Origin of the sequence: Vibrio fortis (genome assembly GCF_024347475.1) — a bacterium.
Lineage (GTDB): Bacteria > Pseudomonadota > Gammaproteobacteria > Enterobacterales > Vibrionaceae > Vibrio > Vibrio fortis.
In genome coordinates, this window is sequence record NZ_AP025488.1 from 934,183 (window position 1) to 952,310 (window position 18,128).

The 18,128-nt window shown below is 44.4% G+C and carries 16 protein-coding genes; 6 read left to right on the plus strand and 10 right to left on the minus strand.

Annotation, left to right across the window (positions count from 1 at the left end):
- The first annotated feature begins 367 nt into the window (after positions 1 to 367).
- The gene (locus OCV50_RS18690) at positions 368 to 3,532 is read left to right on the plus strand and encodes a chitinase C-terminal domain-containing protein (RefSeq protein WP_261904223.1); all 3,165 of its coding nucleotides are present in this window, start codon (positions 368 to 370) and stop codon (positions 3,530 to 3,532) included.
- Between the two features lie 220 nt (positions 3,533 to 3,752).
- Complete coding sequence (locus OCV50_RS18695) at positions 3,753 to 5,237, plus strand: sensor domain-containing diguanylate cyclase (RefSeq protein WP_261904224.1); 1,485 nt, start codon at positions 3,753 to 3,755, stop codon at positions 5,235 to 5,237.
- Between the two features lie 117 nt (positions 5,238 to 5,354).
- Here OCV50_RS18695 and OCV50_RS18700 read toward each other — a convergent pair whose 3' ends face one another.
- Positions 5,355 to 5,609 carry a YgjV family protein gene (locus OCV50_RS18700; protein ID WP_239839842.1) on the minus strand — a complete coding sequence of 85 codons (255 nt, stop codon included), beginning with the start codon at positions 5,607 to 5,609 and terminating at the stop codon, positions 5,355 to 5,357.
- A gap of 269 nt (positions 5,610 to 5,878) precedes the next feature.
- Here OCV50_RS18700 and OCV50_RS18705 point away from each other — a divergent pair, with 269 nt between their 5' ends.
- Positions 5,879 to 6,451: a DUF4136 domain-containing protein gene (locus tag OCV50_RS18705; RefSeq protein WP_261904225.1), complete on the plus strand. Its 573-nt coding sequence runs from the start codon at positions 5,879 to 5,881 to the stop codon at positions 6,449 to 6,451.
- Positions 6,452 to 6,616: 165 nt separating this feature from the next.
- The gene (locus OCV50_RS18710; protein ID WP_239839844.1) at positions 6,617 to 7,783 is read left to right on the plus strand and encodes a D-alanyl-D-alanine carboxypeptidase family protein; all 1,167 of its coding nucleotides are present in this window, start codon (positions 6,617 to 6,619) and stop codon (positions 7,781 to 7,783) included.
- 155 nt (positions 7,784 to 7,938) lie between these two features.
- Here OCV50_RS18710 and OCV50_RS18715 read toward each other — a convergent pair whose 3' ends face one another.
- On the minus strand, positions 7,939 to 8,841 hold the full coding sequence (locus OCV50_RS18715; protein WP_261904226.1) for a LysR family transcriptional regulator: 903 nt from the start codon (positions 8,839 to 8,841) through the stop codon (positions 7,939 to 7,941).
- 118 nt (positions 8,842 to 8,959) lie between these two features.
- Between OCV50_RS18715 and OCV50_RS18720 the strand changes: the two genes are divergently transcribed.
- Positions 8,960 to 9,331, plus strand: a complete 372-nt coding sequence (locus OCV50_RS18720; protein WP_239839846.1) for a DoxX family protein — start codon at positions 8,960 to 8,962, stop codon at positions 9,329 to 9,331.
- A gap of 39 nt (positions 9,332 to 9,370) precedes the next feature.
- Here the strand turns inward: OCV50_RS18720 and OCV50_RS18725 are convergent, their stop codons facing one another.
- The 6 genes from OCV50_RS18725 to OCV50_RS18750 all read right to left on the minus strand — a co-directional run bounded on the left by OCV50_RS18725 (position 9,371) and on the right by OCV50_RS18750 (position 14,848).
- Positions 9,371 to 11,059, minus strand: coding sequence for an RluA family pseudouridine synthase (locus OCV50_RS18725; RefSeq protein ID WP_261904227.1), 1,689 nt, complete (start codon positions 11,057 to 11,059; stop codon positions 9,371 to 9,373).
- A gap of 108 nt (positions 11,060 to 11,167) precedes the next feature.
- Positions 11,168 to 11,785, minus strand: a complete 618-nt coding sequence (locus tag OCV50_RS18730) for a glutathione S-transferase family protein (RefSeq protein ID WP_261904228.1) — start codon at positions 11,783 to 11,785, stop codon at positions 11,168 to 11,170.
- A gap of 8 nt (positions 11,786 to 11,793) precedes the next feature.
- Positions 11,794 to 12,822 (minus strand): NADP-dependent oxidoreductase, encoded by a 1,029-nt coding sequence (locus OCV50_RS18735; RefSeq protein WP_261904229.1) that lies wholly within the window; start codon positions 12,820 to 12,822, stop codon positions 11,794 to 11,796.
- Positions 12,823 to 12,941: 119 nt separating this feature from the next.
- On the minus strand, positions 12,942 to 13,529 hold the full coding sequence (locus OCV50_RS18740) for a TetR/AcrR family transcriptional regulator (RefSeq protein ID WP_261904230.1): 588 nt from the start codon (positions 13,527 to 13,529) through the stop codon (positions 12,942 to 12,944).
- Between the two features lie 171 nt (positions 13,530 to 13,700).
- Entirely contained in the window at positions 13,701 to 14,174 is a 474-nt protein-coding gene (locus OCV50_RS18745) for an FKBP-type peptidyl-prolyl cis-trans isomerase (protein ID WP_032552689.1), read from the minus strand.
- 47 nt (positions 14,175 to 14,221) lie between these two features.
- A complete protein-coding gene (locus tag OCV50_RS18750; protein ID WP_261904231.1) occupies positions 14,222 to 14,848 on the minus strand; it encodes a thiol:disulfide interchange protein DsbA/DsbL in 627 nt (208 codons plus the stop codon).
- Positions 14,849 to 15,148: 300 nt separating this feature from the next.
- Between OCV50_RS18750 and OCV50_RS18755 the strand changes: the two genes are divergently transcribed.
- Complete coding sequence (locus tag OCV50_RS18755; protein WP_261904232.1) at positions 15,149 to 15,793, plus strand: OmpA family protein; 645 nt, start codon at positions 15,149 to 15,151, stop codon at positions 15,791 to 15,793.
- A gap of 117 nt (positions 15,794 to 15,910) precedes the next feature.
- Here the strand turns inward: OCV50_RS18755 and OCV50_RS18760 are convergent, their stop codons facing one another.
- Positions 15,911 to 16,270 (minus strand): glutaredoxin family protein, encoded by a 360-nt coding sequence (locus OCV50_RS18760; RefSeq protein WP_261904233.1) that lies wholly within the window; start codon positions 16,268 to 16,270, stop codon positions 15,911 to 15,913.
- 88 nt (positions 16,271 to 16,358) lie between these two features.
- Positions 16,359 to 17,960 (minus strand): nitric oxide reductase transcriptional regulator NorR, encoded by a 1,602-nt coding sequence (norR, locus tag OCV50_RS18765; protein WP_261904234.1) that lies wholly within the window; start codon positions 17,958 to 17,960, stop codon positions 16,359 to 16,361.
- Positions 17,961 to 18,128 lie beyond the last annotated feature (168 nt).

The window sequence follows — 18,128 nt, forward strand, 5'->3', positions numbered from 1 at the left end:
CAGATACTAACATATCTATCATCAGAAAGTCGGCGAATTCCAAAAAGAAATCCATTCCTCCTATAAATCTGTCCTTTTGGGTTACTTTATGCGCATCATCTCCATGTTCTTGCTGGGGTCTTGAGTCGTGAAAAGCGATTATTTTTTAGCTTTCCGAAATAAATTTAATATTAGTTGTCGGTGCAAAATAAGTGTCGAGTGATTGCAAAGTGTAAGCAAATAATTGCGAGTCATTTTATAAATAATGAATATTATGGGTGCGAAACTGGCTTTGTTACCTACAGTTGTTTTGCGAAGAGATTTAAGTGGTGAGAAATATGACACTTAAATTAAGCATCTTGAAACAATAACTTAAGGGACAGCTAACATGCACCTAAACCAAGGAAGAGTGGCCAAGAAGGTTTTTACACTCAGTACTCTCACCGCGTCATGCTTAATGGCGTTCAACAGCTACGCAGCTGTTGATTGTTCAACGTTAGAAGCGTGGGATTCTGCCACGGTGTACACCGGTGGTGATCAGGTTTCACATGACGGCAGCGCGTACTCAGCGAATTACTGGAATCAAAACAACAACCCGAGCCAATTTGAAGGTGATTATGCACAATGGAAAAAGATTGATGTGTGTAGCGATGGCGGTGGTGGTACGCCAAATGAAGCGCCAACTGCTTCGTTAACAGCACCTACCGCGTCAGATGTTATCGTTGAAGGTGACAATGTCGTGTTAAGTGCAACGGCACTCGATACTGATGGCAGTGTTGCTTCAGTAGAGTTCTTTGTCGATGGCACTTCGGTTGCAGTAGTAACAGCGGCACCATTTGAAGCGGCTTGGGCTGCAACGTCGGGCAACCATCAGGTTTCTGTTGTTGCAACGGATAATGAAGGTGCGTCTAGTGTAGCGAGCGCGGTAACCATTTCTGTTGATTCATTGCAACCAGGCAATGAAGTGCCAACGGTGTCAGTTGCACTTTCAGCGGCTTCTGTTGATGTCGGTGGTGTGGTCACACTCACTGCTACTGCAGCAGACAGTGATGGCACGGTTGATAAAGTCGATTTTTACGTGGCTGGTTCTCTAGTCGGAACAGCGGCAACAAGCCCGTACACGCTTGATTACACAACCACTCAAGCGGGTACTTTGTCTGTTTACGCTAAAGCGACCGATGACCAAGGCGCAACGGCTGATTCAGCATTAATTTCTTTGAAGGTTAATGGTGCGCCAACGGTGAGTACTTGTCGTCCTGATGGTTTGTATCAAACACAAGGTGTCAATGTTCCTTACTGTACCATTTACGATGATGAAGGCCGTGAGAAAATGGGCGCGGATCACCCTCGTCGTGTGATTGGTTACTTCACTAGCTGGCGCGCAGGAGATGACCCACAAGCGGCTTACTTAGTTAACGATATTCCATGGGAACAGCTTACACATATTAACTACGCGTTCGTGAGCATTGGTTCAGATGGCAAAGTGAACGTTGGTGATGTAAATGATCCTAATAATGCTGCTGTCGGTAAAGAGTGGCCGGGAGTAGAGGTTGACCCTACATTAGGCTTTAAAGGTCACTTTGGTGCGCTCGCAACCGCGAAGAAAAAACACGGTGTTAAAACGCTAATCTCAATTGGTGGTTGGGCTGAAACGGGCGGTCACTTCGCAACCGATGGTAGTCGTGTTGCTGATGGTGGTTTCTATACCATGACGACCAATGCTGATGGCTCAATCAACCATCAAGGCATCGAAACCTTCGCAACGTCAGCGGTTGAAATGCTGCGTAAGTACCAATTCGATGGCCTAGATATTGATTATGAGTACCCAACATCAATGGCTGGTGCAGGTAACCCATACGATAAAGAGTTCATGGAACCTCGTCGTCAGTATCTATGGGCTTCATACCAAGTATTGATGAAAGTATTGCGTGAGAAGCTTGATGTGGCCTCTGCTGAAGATGGCAATCACTACATGTTAACTATCGCGGCCCCTTCTTCTGGCTACCTACTACGCGGTATGGAAACGTTCGATGTCACTCAATACCTTGATTACGTGAACATCATGTCTTACGACCTTCACGGTGCTTGGAACGACCACGTTGGTCATAACGCTGCATTGTTTGATACAGGTAAAGATTCAGAGCTAGCACAGTGGAACGTATACGATACAGCGGCTTATGGTGGTATTGGCTACCTGAACACGGATTGGGCTTACCATTACTTCCGCGGTTCAATGCCAGCAGGTCGCATTAACATCGGCGTGCCTTACTACACGCGTGGTTGGCAGGGTGTAACAGGTGGTGAAAATGGTCTTTGGGGCCGCGCTGCACTGCCTAATCAATCTGAATGTGCCGCTGGTACAGGTGAAGGTGAGAAGAACAACTGTGGTCACGGCGCGATTGGTATCGATAACATGTGGCACGATACCGACCCTAAAGGAAACGAAATGGGCGCAGGTTCGAACCCAATGTGGCATGCGAAGAACCTAGAGAAAGGCATTTGGGGTTCTTATGCGGATGCTTACAAGCTTGATCCTGTAAACGATCCAACGGATGTTCTAAGAGGCACTTACACGCGTAACTACGACAGCGTGGCGGTTGCACCTTGGCTATGGAATGCTGAAAAAGGCGTGTTCCTTTCTACGGAAGATAAAGAGTCTATTAGCGTGAAAGCGGACTACGTTATCGATAAGGAAATCGGCGGCATCATGTTCTGGGAACTGGCTGGCGACTACAACTGTTATGTACTTGATGCAAGTGGCAACCGCACAACGGTTGATACTACAGAGCAAGCGTGTAACAGCGGTAATGGTGAATTCCACATGGGTAACACAATGACTAAAGCTATCTACGATAAGTTTAAGTCGGCAACGCCATATGGAAACAAAGTCGCGACTGGCGCAATTCCTACTGAAGCATTAGACATCGCAGTATCGGTCGGTGGCTTCAAAGTCGGTGACCAAAACTACCCAATTAATCCTAAGATCACCTTTACCAACAACACAGGCAAAGCACTGCCTGGCGGTACAGAGTTCCAGTTTGATATTCCAGTATCTGCACCAGATAACGCGAAAGATCAATCTGGTGGTGGTTTGACTGTGATTGCTTCGGGTCATACTCGTGCGGATAATATCGGTGGATTAGACGGTACTATGCACCGCGTAGCCTTCACATTACCAGCATGGAAAGAACTACCTGCTGGTGCTGTGTATGAGCTGGATATGGTGTATTACTTGCCGATTTCAGGCCCTGCAAACTACTCCGTAAACGTAGGTGGTGTTGATTATGCGTTTAGCTTTGAGCAACCCGATCTACCTCTAGGTGATATCAGTTCAGGCGGCGGTAACCCTGGGGACGGTGGCACTAACCCTGGTACTTGTGATACTGCAGGCTTAACTGTGTATCCAGATCTGCCTCAGAAAGACTGGGCCGGAAACCCAAGTCACGCAAACACGGGTGATCAAGTGGTTCATAACGGAATCATTTACCAAGCTAACTGGTGGACAAGCTCAGAGCCAGGTAGCGATGGTAGCTGGACTGTTGTTTGCCGGTAAAATCATGACTGCACATTCTCAATATTGAGAAATAGTAGTTGTGAAACAGATAGTTAAGTAAGTTAAATTCGCCATGCTGATATTATCAGTGTGGCGTTTTTGGTCTTGGTCACATATCAAGAAATCAAACGTTTGAAAGTCACTCCCTCAATACATACCCCCTACCGTTTATGATATAAAACTGGCTGCTTATAACCTTGTAGAAAACGACACTATCTAAGTGAGGGAACATGGGGTAGCTTTAAAAGTTAGACGTAAATATATTCTTAATTTCTCGATAATACTCGCCACTGTGTCTTTGGTATTGTCAGCCATCCAATTTAATCGCACAAAAGAAGCGTTACTGGAATCAAATCAAGTTTTCTTTAATACCATTGTAAACGCGAGCTATGACATCGTAGACACAACGGTAAACGAGGCGATTAAGACCTATCTAAAAGGAGTTATTGATACTGCCCACTCCTATATTGAGAGTCACAATCAACTGCCGGAAGCCGAGGAGCTCGCGGAGCTTGCCAATGCTCTTAAAGTTGGACAGTCCGGTTACCTTTATTTGATTTCTCCTGACGGCGTTCATTTATATCATCCATTTTTGCAAGGTCAGGACAGGTCACATGTGGCGCACATTCAAGAGCAATTAAGGCTCACAGAAGGTGTTTCACAGTATTATCATGCCAACCCACATGAGAAGGGACTCAGAGCCAAAATCGCATACTCGAGAAAACTACCAAGTGGCAATACCTTGGTGGCAACGACCTATAAAGATGAATTGATGTTTTTGGTCGATCAGGTGCAATTAAAGGAAAAGCTAAGTAAGTATGCTTATGGCGAGAGCGGTTACATCTATATTGTTGGTCTCGATGGACAGCGTATTCTTCAAAATCGATTTGATGATCGAGCGTTTGAATCTGTGGTCGAGTCGACATCTCAGAGTTTTATCCAGCAAGTACTTAACAATCGAGAAGGGCATGTCAAATTCGACCTAGAGAATGAATTTGGTGTTGCAACCAAAAATATCTTTTACAAGTTTTATCCGTATTTGAACTGGGTCATCGTCGCTGGAATTTCTGAGCAAGAGCTGAAGAAAAACCACAGCTTGTTGTTTGTTAGCTTATTAACGCTCTTCGCCAGTCTGATTGCGATCATCTTGGTGCTGGTTCTTTATCTCAAGAATCGACACCATAGAATGTTAGAACTGGCGAGCCTTGATTATCTAACGGGAATCAATAGCCGAAGAAGCTTTATGGAGCAATTTAAAGCGAGAGTACAAAAGGATCAGGAGTGTATTTCAAACCTTGGGGCCATTCTTCTTGATATCGACCATTTCAAACGTGTTAACGATGATTTTGGTCATGTACAAGGAGATAAAGTGATTCAAGCTGTTGCGCTTAAACTGAAAGGGTTTGAGACAGAGAATCGCTTGATTGCGCGTTATGGGGGAGAGGAATTTATTGTCGTAACCTTCGATTGTGATGAAGCACAACTCATGGCATTAGCAGAGGCGATACGGATAGATGTCGCAAAGGTTCAAGGCTTATGTCGGGAGATCACAATCAGCGCAGGTTGTTACCATGCGCCAATAGAACAAGGGATAGAAAAGATCATTGAGAAAGCGGATGCCGCACTTTACCAAGCCAAGGAAGCAGGTAGAAACAATACTCAGTGCTACTCAATTAACAAATCAGAAGGTTTGAAAATGGCCTAGTGTTGTTTCAGTACCAGATCACCACAGGGTTATAAAGGTGCTTATCTCGTTCTAAACGCGCTATATGAAAAAGCCCGAACAATGCGAATTGTTCGGGCTTCTTATCAGATTCTGGTGCTAAGCTTTAGCAGCTTTTAACGCTTCCGTTTTTTTTTCCTTTTGCATTTTAGCAAGGAAATAAATGTTTACGATTGCGATGAAGCCATTGGTCGCGACTACTGGCCAAGCGTCAATCATTACACCGTAAGCAGTGAAGAGAGCACAACCAATAAAGTTAAGAACACGTAAGCGAACGATGTCTTTCATAGTTAATGAAATTGCAACCATGATAGATGCTGCGTAACCTAAAATTTCAACCATATTAAATTCCATTGTTGGACCCTCTTAGTTTTGCCGATACAGTGTCGGTACCAATCCTTCTCTTCATGAGATTATTGAGGAAGCTCCGTGCCTCGAATGGTCTGGTTTTGTTTAACTGGTGCTGACTATAGCAAGCCTTTTTTTGTGATAAAAGCCCCAAAATGAGCGAAAGTGAAGGTTAGCGATTACGCAAACGTTTAAAAGGTTTTTGGATAATATAATTACTGAATGTGTTGGCGTTGAATCTAATTGTAGAACATATATCGAAAAGGAAACCACAGATGAAAAATAAAAATCTAAGCGGCTTTTTGGTGGGGGCTATCCTAGCTGTAGGTTCAGCAGGATGTACCACTGAACCTGTACCATCAAGGCACGATTTCGGTGTGGTAACCAGTGGAGACTTTACGTTTATGGAGAACGGTGTCCAGACGTATTCATGGCACCCAAGTTCAGAACAAGTGTATCTTTCAAAAAACTACGACAAGACAGAAGTCACAGACATCGTTCGCTCAGCAATAGCAGATCATTTAGTACAAAAAGGTTATCGACAAGCAAATGTTGGTGCTCAGGGTGACGTTGTTATTGGCTTTGGTTTAGCGGAAGAGTCTGAATTGAGCGACCAAGCAATTTTGAATCGATTGAATCTATCGACTGGCGTTCCTTTTTATAACGACAAGGGCAAAAAAGCGGAAAAAGGGTCGCTATACATTGTATTTTTGTTGCCAAATAGCACAGTTATACAATGGCAAACTTTGGCACAGTCAGGTATTCAAAGCGGGTTAACTCATTCGGAGCTGGACCAGCGTATATCGGGCATTATTGATAAGTTATTTAGAGATATACCTAATCGTTAAAACCATCAGCTTGGTCAATAGTATTGACCCAATTTTTGAACGTAATTTGAGCTATTAATTGAAATTTGTAACTAAAGGTTCAATTGAGTAAAGCAAAGTAAAGTTTCGGCGTCTTTTCTCCGTATTTAGCTATACTGAACAAAACGTTAACTCAGGTTTGATCTAATGAAATTGTTCGCTAAATATTCACTTTCCCTTTTTGGTTTATTGGCTGCGAGTAATGCTGTAACAGCAGCACCAACGATTGTTCCTTCTCCACCTAGCCTAGGCGCGAAAGGTTATGTCTTAATGGATTTCAATTCAGGGGAAGTCTTGGTTGAAAACAATGCGCATACAAAATTGAACCCTGCGAGTTTAACCAAGCTGATGACCAGTTATGTGGCTGGTCAAGAGATGAAGCGAGGCAACATCTCTGCAGATGATAAAGTACGAATCAGCGAAAATGCTTGGGCAAAGAACTTCCCAGATTCTTCTAAGATGTTCATCGAAGTCAACACTAATGTCGATATGATGGACCTTTACCGCGGCTTGATCATTCAATCAGGGAATGATGCCAGTGTTGCTATTGCTGAGCACGTTGCGGGCTCTGAAGGTGCCTTTGTCGACCTAATGAATTCTTGGGCCAGCTCACTTCAACTCAATAACACTCATTTCGCCAATGCTCATGGGCTTGATGCCGAAGAGCTATACTCAACACCCTATGATATCGCACTGCTAGGCCGTGCAATTATTCGCGACTTACCTGATGTATATGGTTTATACAGTGAACGCTCGTTCAGCTACAACGGCATCACTCAACACAACCGCAATGGGTTGTTGCGTGATAGAAGCTTAAATGTCGATGGAATGAAGACCGGTTACACGTCAGGCGCAGGCTATAGCTTGGCGAGTTCGGCAACACAGGGCGAGATGCGTCTGATTGCGGTGGTTATGGGGTCGAGCAGCATCAAAGGTCGAGAGTCGGATAGTAAACAGCTATTGAGTTACGGTTTTAGATTCTTCGATACGCTGAATCCACATCAAAGCGGCGACTTGATCTCAGAAGAGAAGCTGTGGTTTGGTACGCAAGACACACTAAAACTAGGGGTGGATCAAGACGCGTATATCACGCTACCAAAAGCCGACGGTAAGAAATTATCAGCATCGGTTGAACTCACTTCCGACTTGAAAGCGCCAATCGAGAAAGGTCAAACCTTAGGTGTAGTTCATTACACCGTTGATGGTGAAGATATTAAAACTCAGCCATTGGTTGCTCTGGAGTCGGTACAAGAAGGCAGTTTCTTCAAGCGAATCCTAGACCATATTAAGCTGTTCTTTGCTAACTTGTTCTAAGATTTGGTGTCTCGCAATCTCAAATGTTGCAACGCACTATTCTGCAAGCTTGCTAGTTAATGCTATTAGCAGATCTTAAATGATAAACGGGTGTTTTGTATTCCAAAGATAGAGTGCAAAACGCCCGTTTTCTATTGTATTTACCATTACACAGACTATTTATCTATAGCGTATTCTTCGAAGTAATCGGAAAGGAAATTGATCAAGGTTCGCAAGCGAACAGGAAGGTAGTCACTAGGGTGATAAAGCAAATACATAGGTAGCTTCTGATGGCTCCATAGCTCTAAAACCTCTCGAAGTTCACCCCGCTGCACCCATTCTTTTCCCATCCAACTCGGTAAAGCACAGATACCCATCCCGAGCTTGCTCATGTTAAGTAGCGTTTCAGGGCTGTCAGTTGAGAAGACTTCATTCACGCGCACTTTCGTTTCGGTTCCAGCAGAGTCTTTGAATCTCCAATCGTCAGATGGTTTCATTAGAGAGTACGTAAGGCACTGGTGATTGACCAAATCTGCAGGCTGCTGAGGTAAACCATAGCGCTCTATGTAGTTGGATGAAGCGTAATAGCGAACGTGGTTTTCAAACAGCAGCTTAGCTTTAAGGTTTGAGTCACTAAGTTGCGAAGCTCGGATTGCAAGATCAATCGTGTGATCGTTGAGATTAACAAAACCATCATTCACACTCAGATTAATACGGATCTTAGGGTGTTGATCCATAAACACTTTGAGCGCGTGAGTTAGGATTTGGTTTGAAAAAGCCGAAGGCGATGAAATCTTGATTTCCCCTTCAACGGATTGAGCTTCCCGAGTCAACTGAGCTTCGAAGCTACTCATTTCATCCAACAGTCGCAAACAGTATTGTTGATAGTCTCTTCCAACTGGGGTTAATGCGATCTTTCGGCTATTACGTTGAAATAGGGTGAGCTTTAAGCTGTTCTCTAGCCAAGCAACCTTTTTGCTCACAGCACTCTGCGTGGTGTCGAGTTCTTCCGCTGCTAAAGTAAAGCTGTTGAGTCGGGCTGTGGCGACAAACACTTTTATACAATCGATCTTATCCATTCTAATATTCCATTTTGGAATTGAAGCCATCCCGATCTTAGCATTTAACTGACTAATTCAGAATGCTTTAATGTCCGTAATGATTTAGAAAAGAGCGGTAACTAGGATGGGTAATGTCATGAGTGTAGCGAGTATTGTATTAATCGTATTTTTTATGTTGGCGAGTTCTGTTAAGACGTTAGGGTGGCACAAAAAGGTGTTTGATACCCAGTTGGCATTTTTTAAAAGCTATGGCTTGAACAGACAAATCATGTTTTTGGTCGGAGTTGTAGAGTTTGTTGGGGCTATGTCGCTATTAGTAGGACTGGCTGGTTGGATGCCTATGTTTTCTTTGCACTTGGGGGCATTGTTACTGGCTGTAGTTTCAATCGGTGCAATATTCTTTCACATGCGCTTTGATACATGGCAGGCGGGTATACCTGCCATGGTGACTCTATCGCTATCTAGTTATGTGGCTTATCCGATAACAGCTTTGCTTCAACAGGGGTAGTTTCAACAGGATCAGTTTCAACATCATAAGTTTCGCCTACTAAAACTCACTTGGTACTTCGAATTCGATCCATTCTTTAGTCGTTGGATGTACCAGTTTTAAGTAGCCGGCATGCAGGTGGAGGCGGTCTCGTTTATAGCCGTACAGGTCGTCACCTGCAATCGGAGTTCCTAATCCATCTGGGTGTGCACAATGAACACGTAGCTGATGAGTGCGTCCAGTTCTTGGGTAAAGGTGAACCTTGGTTTTGCCTTCGCTTCGACGTACAACCTGCCAATGCGTTTCTGCTTTTTTCCCGTGTTGATGACAAACAAGCTGCCTTGGGCGATCGGTGATGTCACCACGTAAAGGGAGGCTGATATCACCACTTTCTCCAACGATCTCACCTTCAAGCAGGGCGGTGTAGCGCTTCTCGACGGTTCGCTCGATGAATTGTTTTTGGATATGACGGTTGGACTCTGCTGTAAGAGCAAGAATAAGCAACCCTGAAGTCGACATATCTAGACGATGGATGATAAGTGGCCCCGTTGCGTCGGGGTAACGTGCCTTGATTCGAGAGTAGACAGAGTCCTCAATGAATTTGCCAGGAACAGACAGAAATTCAGCGGGTTTATTCACCACAACAATTTCGTTGTCTTCATAAACAATATCAAACTGCTTACCAACGGCTGGATTCACGATCAAAGGGTTATCTTCCAGCTCAATACCTTCGAGCTGATATTCAAGTATTTCAAAGCTTCGACTTTGACAAACTGGGTATAAGTTGCCATGTTGACGAACTTCCTGACGGGGAGGGCGACCCCACCAAAACTCCGCAAGAGCAAGGGGTTTTAAGTTATGTTTAAACGCAAAGTTTAGAAGCTTTGGTAAGCAACAATCGCCTGAGCCTGTCAAAGCTTGTTTACCATTCAATAGTTCCAACAACGACTTTGTCTGCTTGTTTCCGTTGAGAAACTGATAACGTGACAAGCGCTGCTCTTCGAGTTGCGCTGTTAGTTCTGCATGTTGTTGGCGTTTATCGTGTAATGTGGCGTTGATCGTGGCTATATTTGACTGCAGTTCAGCGATCGTTTGTTTCCATTGAATTCTAAGCGCCTTGAGATCACGCTTTTCTTGGCTACTCGCCGCGCCTAACTGCTTGAGAAGGTCACTACCTTGGGCGCTGTCCATCAAAGCATCGGAGGCTTGCTGAATAGAAGACTCATAGGCAGTACGAAGAGCGTCGCGTTCGGCTTTGTTGTCTGCGATTTGCTTTTGGAAATTGGCAATGTCGTTTGCAGCGACCTCTTTAGATGACTCTAGCTTTGTGTGTAATTCAGCAAGATTATGATGCTGTTCAAAAGACGCGATCTGTTTTGCTTGCCCTGTTAATTTTTCGATTAAGTGACTGCACTCTTGAGTGAACTTCGCGTGATCAAAAGCTGAAGGTACGAAATGAATTGAAGAGAGCGGTTCTACGAGAGTGTCATCAAGAGTTAAACCGGAATGCGCGGCTAGATAACCAACTTCACCAGTAGATGGATCTTGAGTTAATAATACAGCATAGAGTTGACCAAATGAGCCTTTGTTAACATCGGCTTTCTGAAGGCGAGCTTGTAAATCGCGCATTGCCAATTCACACGTTTCGTGCGGCGTGTAGTAGTACGGAAACGTAAAACGAGCTGGTAGTGTGTAACGTGCAGCTGAATCTGAAGTCAGAGGCGTGAATTGCTCAAGACGCTGTGGCATGGGTGAACTCTTTGTCGATCGTTAGAGCTCGGTATTGTTGACGAAATAGGAACAAATGAGAAGCCAAAGCACCGTTAAAACGTACTTTGGCTTCATTATAGTGGCTAATTAGCTGTGTTTTTGCTCAATCTCATCCGCTTTTTGGAAGCTTGAATGAGACTTAAGGCGCTCAGTGTAAGCGACAAGGTTAGGGTAGGCGTGTGATGCACCAAAGTTATCCATCGCTTCTACGATAAAAGACATCATGAAGTCTGCACCGGTGAGTGTCTCTCCCACAAGGTAGCTTTTTCCTTCAAGCGATTGCTCTAAGTAAGCCATGATCTTGCTGTTTTCGTCTTCAGCATATTGCGCTAAGAAGTTAGTTTCACAACCGTCTTTTGCAACAAAGATCTTAAGTAGCAGTGGCAGAATGCCTGAGCTTTCAGCAAAGTGGAGCCACTGATTATACTCTAGGTGCTCTTTGGTTCCTCTTTGTGGTGCGAAACGCCCATTACCGTATGTTTCAATTAGGTAATCAGTAATCGCGCCCGACTCAGTGATGATCATACCTTGATCTTCGATAACTGGTGATTTGCCGAGTGGGTGAATAGATTTCAGCTCTGGCGGTGCAAGGAATGAAACTGAATCACGCAAGTAGGGCTTAATTTGATATTCAACGCCTAGCTCTTCCAGTAGCCAGATGATTCGCTTAGAACGTGATTTGTTTAAGTGATGTAGAGTGATCATACTTTTGCCTATTTTGCTTGGTTCATTTTAATGACGAGTTTTCCGAAGTTCTCACCTTGTAGTAGCCCCATGAAGGCTTGGGGTGCGTTTTCTAATCCTTCCACTACTTGTTCTTTGTACTGGATCTTGCCTTGCGCGAGCCACTCTGTCATTTGCGTGGCAAACTCGTTGTAACGATGTGCGTAGTCGTCAAAGATAATGAATCCTTGCATCTTAATACGTTTAACTAACAGCATTCCCATCAGCGCCGACATGCGGTCAGGGCCGTCTGGTAGTGATGTCGAGTTGTATTGCGAAATAAGGCCACAAACAGGTACACGTGCGCCTGTGTTGAGCAGTGGCATCACAGCATCGAAGACTTTTCCACCCACATTCTCGAAGTAGACATCAATGCCTTTGTCGCACGCAGCTGCTAGCTGTTCAGCAAAGTCTTCTGCTTTGTGATCGATACATTCATCAAAACCAAGAACCTCTTTAGCATGACGACATTTTTCCTCTCCGCCAGCGACGCCAATAACACGGCAGCCTTTAAGTTTACCAATTTGACCCACAGTCGCGCCTACCGGTCCTGTCGCTGCTGCAACTACAAGAGTGTCGCCTTCTTTTGGTTGACCGATATCGAGCAAGCCCATGTAAGCCGTGAAGCCTGGCATACCCATAATGCCAAGTGCAAATGATGGGTGGCTAGGCGCCATCCCAAGTTTTACTAAGCCTTCACCGTTAGAGACACCGTAATCTTGCCAACCGGTATACGCCAATACCCATTCACCCACTTGATAGTCAACATGCTGCGATTGTTCTACTTGGCAGACTGTTGCGCCGACCATTACGTCGTCAATCGCGACTGGTTCTGCATAGGATTTTGCGTCGTTCATTCGACCGCGCATATAAGGGTCAAGTGATAGGTAGATAGAACGCAGTAAAACCTCACCATCTTGAATGCTTGGCACCGTGGCGTTTTCTAGTCGAAAGTTATCTTGTGCAGGTGCGCCGACAGGGCGAGAGGCGAGTACGATTCTTCTGTTGTTATCAGTCATTGGATATCCTTAATGATCGCTGTTTGTATTAGACCAGTCGTCTAGTGTTTGTTTCTAAAAATCCCGCCTGTAATAGCGAGGCGGGAAAAGTAGCGGTTATGTTGTCGTCATTCGAGTGGTTACGCTAGCGCGATGAGACGTTTTGTTTCGTCAAAAGCGCTATCGAGAGTATCTGTACTTTGGCTTAACTTGCTCAAAAGGCTAGCGCCTAACCAGAGTGAGTACAGATTTTTTGCAGCTTGCTGGTGGTCTAGTGAAGTGATAGAGCCTTCTTTAACACCATTCTCTATACAAGTTGCCATTTGTTGAACCACGCAATCAGCGCCTTTTTGTAAAGCTTGACGCATTGAGTCAGAAAGGTCAGATACTTCTGCCGAAAGTTTTACGACTAGGCATTTATGTGCGTTACAAACACCACTTTGCGTATCACGCCAACGAGAGAGATAGTCCAATAATCGCTCTGCATGGTTACCTTGTCCGTGCACTAAAATAGAGTCAACTCGTGTTAAGTAGTGATCAAAGTAGTGCTCAATTAAGGCTTCACCAAACGCTTCTTTGGACTTGAAGTAATGATAAAAAGAGCCTTTGGGAACATCAGCAGCTTTAAGCAGTTGGGAAAGCCCCACGGCGGTAAAGCCTTGGTTGACAATAAGCTCGTAACCGACATTTAAAATGTGCAGGCGTGTGTCGTTTGTTTTCTGATTCATGAGGTTACTATAAATAAAATTAGACCAGTCGTCTAGTTTTGCTTTAGGACGCACATTGTGTCGTCGTAAAGTGCAAGAAAGTTGGCAGCCGGAGGCGTTACAAATTGATGATTAACGGGTGTAAAAAAGCCCTACCAAATATGGGCAGGGCTGTCTCTATTCGTTTTTCGATTACTTGATTGAAAGCAACTCAACGTCGAAGATCAGTGTTGCTGAAGGTGGGATTGGACCTGTGCCACCCTTGCCGTAACCTAGGGTGCTAGGAATAAAAAGGCGAACTTTTTGGCCCTCAACCATGTACGTTAAACCTTCTTGCCAGCCTTTGATCACTTGCTTAAGTGCAAATGTGATCGGCTCGCCGCGCTCTACTGAACTATCGAATACAGTACCGTCAATCAAAGTACCGTGGTAATGAACGGTTACTTGGCTGTTCTTCGTTGGGTGCTCTGTACCTGTACCTTCTTCAAGTACTAGATACTGCAGGCCGCTCTCTGTGGTTACAACGCCCGCTTTTTTGCCATTTTCAATTAGGAACTGTTGGCCTTGTTCGAAGTTTTCAGAACCCGCTTTGTGATTAGTCCAAGTACGGTAGATCATGAAACCAGCCATGATGAATACGATAATTGGAATGACAAATTTAGACATAATGAAACCTACTTATATAAATACATTCTGTTGTTAAAACTCAACTATTAAGGCTGAGTCAAAAGGAAGTTGATGGTTTTGCCGATACCTTCTAGATCTTGGTGACCAGCCGTTAACACTTGGTATTTACCGTTAACGATGAAGGTTGGTACTGAGTTGATTTGGCCTTTTACAGAGATTTCTTCGGCTTTCTGTACGTATTCAAACAGTGCCACTTGCTGCTCTTTATCTAATTGGTATGGGCTGACTAAACCGCGAGAAGTAAACGCCGTTTCTAGAGCTTCTTGGCGAGCTTCTGGTGTTGCGTCACCACCCATCTGTACAGCAGCGAATAGGTCTTCCATGAAGGCGTGATCTGGCGTGTCGTTAAGCTGCATTACGGCAGTGTAAAAGATCATTGCACTGATTTGAGCGCTCTCATTAAAGGTAACGTGAACCTTACCAATCTTTTGGTTAGTCAGTGATTCGATCTCAGGAATTGCGCTTTCCATAGTGCGACAGTGGCCGCAGTTAAGTGAAAAGATTTCTGTCACTGGAGATAGGTCGTATTCGGTTAGCGCAACAGGAAGTGCTTCGTATTGAACGCCGGCTTGCGGCTCATTGCTTTCACTACAACCTGCAAGGGCTACTGCAGCGAGAAGAGCAACAAATAATTGGGTAAATGGCTTGAACATATAATTTACTCTAGCGTTAAAAAGTCGGTGAATTCTAACGATTTAGTGGGAATAGGAAAACAATTATAAAGTAATTAAATGCAAACAGGTCGATGTGTTGAGTAGCGAGTGGTCAATTCGTTGTTAAGTGTGATCTGAAACACTTTTTACTCTGTTTGCGCAGTACAGTCGCGACTGAACATGTTCTAGCTAGTTTGATTAAGGCTTATTCAAAAGTATCGAAAGTTTGAGCTAAAGTTATCGCTAGGCCGCCGATATAGTGTTTGGTAGAAGCAATACGTTTAAGTGGTGGATGGATTAATGAAGTATTTAGCACTAATTTGCAGTTTGGCATTGGTAGGGTGTGAATCAACCGACTCAATGGCAATGCTGGGCGGTAACATGTTGGAGACCGCACCACAAACAGATTACGACGTGATGTACCCAGAGTGGGGTGTTGTGCAAGAGACGCGCGTTGTGACCAATTACCGTCAAACACAGAACTCTTCGCAGAAAACGATTACCACTAATTATGGTGTAGGGATTTCTACCGATGACCCGCTTGAAGTTTTTCTCAGACAAAATCGTATCGACTATCAAGTGCTGCCAGGTAATCACGTAATGGTGAAATTGAACCATCATGTGAACTTTAAAACAGGCTCTGCCATTCCGGCTCCCGTTAATGATCACTGGTTGGATACTTTAGGCAGCTACCTTTCGCAACGTTCTGATATCGATATCGTGATTGAGGGGCATACTGACAACACGGGTAACGATATGGTTAATGACCCTCTGTCAGAACAGCGAGCGAAAGAAGTGAAAGCAAGACTGGAGCGTAATTACGTATCGAGTCAGTCTATTTATACGCGTGGTTTTGGTGAATATGTCCCAGCTTGTACCAACAACTCTTCTCAAGGAAAAGCGTGTAACCGTCGTGTGGAATTGATGTTGATCGTGGCTAAATAGCACGACATTAACACTGCACTTAACAGACATAAAAAATCCCTCAATGATGAGGGATTTTTGATTCTGGCTTTCAAGAACAACAGTGACTTGATTAGTTCTTAGCAATTGGTGAAAGTGCTAAGCGAAGTTCTTTTCAAGGTACGCAACGATGTCTGAAGACTCGTACATCCATTCTGTTTTGCCATCTTTCTCAATACGAAGACATGGTACTTTTATACGACCACCACCAGCTTCAAGCTCAGCGCGGTGTTGATCGTTGTTTTTCGCATCACGTAATTCAATTTTTACAGATTGACGCTTCATCGCTCGACGTACTTTTACGCAGAACGGACAAGCTTCGAATTGATACAGAGCGTAGCTCTTTGCTTGTTCATCAACTTTAGATTGATCTTCGGCTGAGCGTTTAACACCACGTGGCGTAAATACAAAGTTAAGGAGCAGAATGATGCGACCTAGAAACCAACGGATAAACTTCATAATTATCTCTATATTTTCACAATTAGGATTAGAATTCGCAGCATTATATACACAAGTCTAGAAAGATGCTCGTAACAATTGTGAAACTCTATTTCGTCCTTTCAATACTGTGCGACTTAGCGACATTAAGGCCTAATCGCTTAGCAAGACGAGTTAGGTTAGCTCTGTCGGTTTTTAATGTTCTGCCTGCTTGAGCCCAGTTGAAGTTCGCTTGTTCCAGAACATCAGTAATGATGGTTCTTTGGAAATCCTCAGTGGCACCGCGCAAACCTTCCGATAGATCAATCTCAGGCGCAGCCATTGTACCTTGACCTTGCGTATTTGAAGCTGGCGAATGCAGTGCGAGTTCTTGATCTAATGGTCCACAGTCTTCTTTGGTTATTGTCACCAAGCGTTTATTGGTGCTTCTCGCAAGTGCTTTGAGGGCTGAGCGACTGATTACGTGTTCAAGCTCACGCACGTTACCTGGCCAGTTATAACGGTTCAGGAACACCAACACATCAGAGCGGAATTTGATTTGATTAATGCCAAGCTTGCGTCGAGCTTGTTCTAAGAAGAAGCCAGCTAGCAAGCTCGTGTCATCTCCACGCTCACGAAGCGCAGGCACAGCGATAGGGTAAACACTCAGTCGATGGTACAAGTCGGCTCTAAAGTTACCATCTTCAACTTCTTGTTTTAAATCACGGTTTGTCGCTGCTAACACACGCACATCTATAGTTTGAATGTTGTCTTGACCAACAGGCTGAATCTCATTGTTTTGTAATGCACGTAATAGTTTACTCTGCGCTGCTAGAGGCAGTTCGCCAATCTCATCCAAAAACAGTGTGCCGCCATCGGCTAAAGCAAATTTACCGGAACGGTTTTTATCTGCACCAGTAAATGCACCGCGTACGTGGCCGAACAGTTCACTTTCGACTAAATTTTCAGGTATAGCTGCGCAGTTAACGTATACCAAAGGCTTACGTTTGCGCGCCGATTGATGATGCAGTGTTCGTGCAACCAGCTCTTTACCAACGCCAGTTTCACCATGAATGAGAATATTGAACTCAGAAGGAGCAACGACAGCGATGTCGTTTTTGAGCGCCATCATAGTATCGCTTTTACCGATCAACTCGCCGCCTTCACGTTCCCACGCCTCTTCGTTAAGTTCTTCTAACAGCTGCTTTGACTGTTTCGCTTGGCTTTCCAATTGAGAGAAAGTGAGGGCCATTTGCATAGTTGAGGCCGCGATAGCTGCAAGTACTTCTAAGTTACGAGCAGGAATGTTGGCAAAAACATCGGGTGTGAGGCTATCTAACGTGAGCACACCAAGTAGTTTGTCACCGAAGAGGAGTGGTAGCCCCATACAAGCGTGCATAGGAAGATCGCCATCGTGATCGATCAGCAAACCATCAAATGGATCGGGCAGAGTGCTGTGAGAGTCGAAACGAACAGGTGTCTTTGAGGCACAGATAGCATCAAAACGAGGGTGCTCTGAAATGATAAAGCGGCGACCGAAAGTGTCGCGACTAAGGCCTTGCATTGCGATTGGTACCAGCGTGTCACCTTGGAGACTTAACAGCGCCACACAGTCACAGGTAATCGTCTTTCGAATTGCATCAATAAGGCGATTAAAGCGGTCTTGATCGTTAACACCACTGGCGAGGCCGATGGTCATTTCCATGAGGGTTGATGCGGAGATATCTTGCATAATTCACTCTAACTGTGTGTGTTTAAATACATGATAGAGTCTTAATGACACAAATAAAAGGTCTTTTTGACATTTTTATAAAGTGAGAATCTGCACAAAAGCTAATGATGGCGGGCGTTGAATAAGTTGGCACTGAATGTGCTAAAGAGATATCGAAATCCAATTATA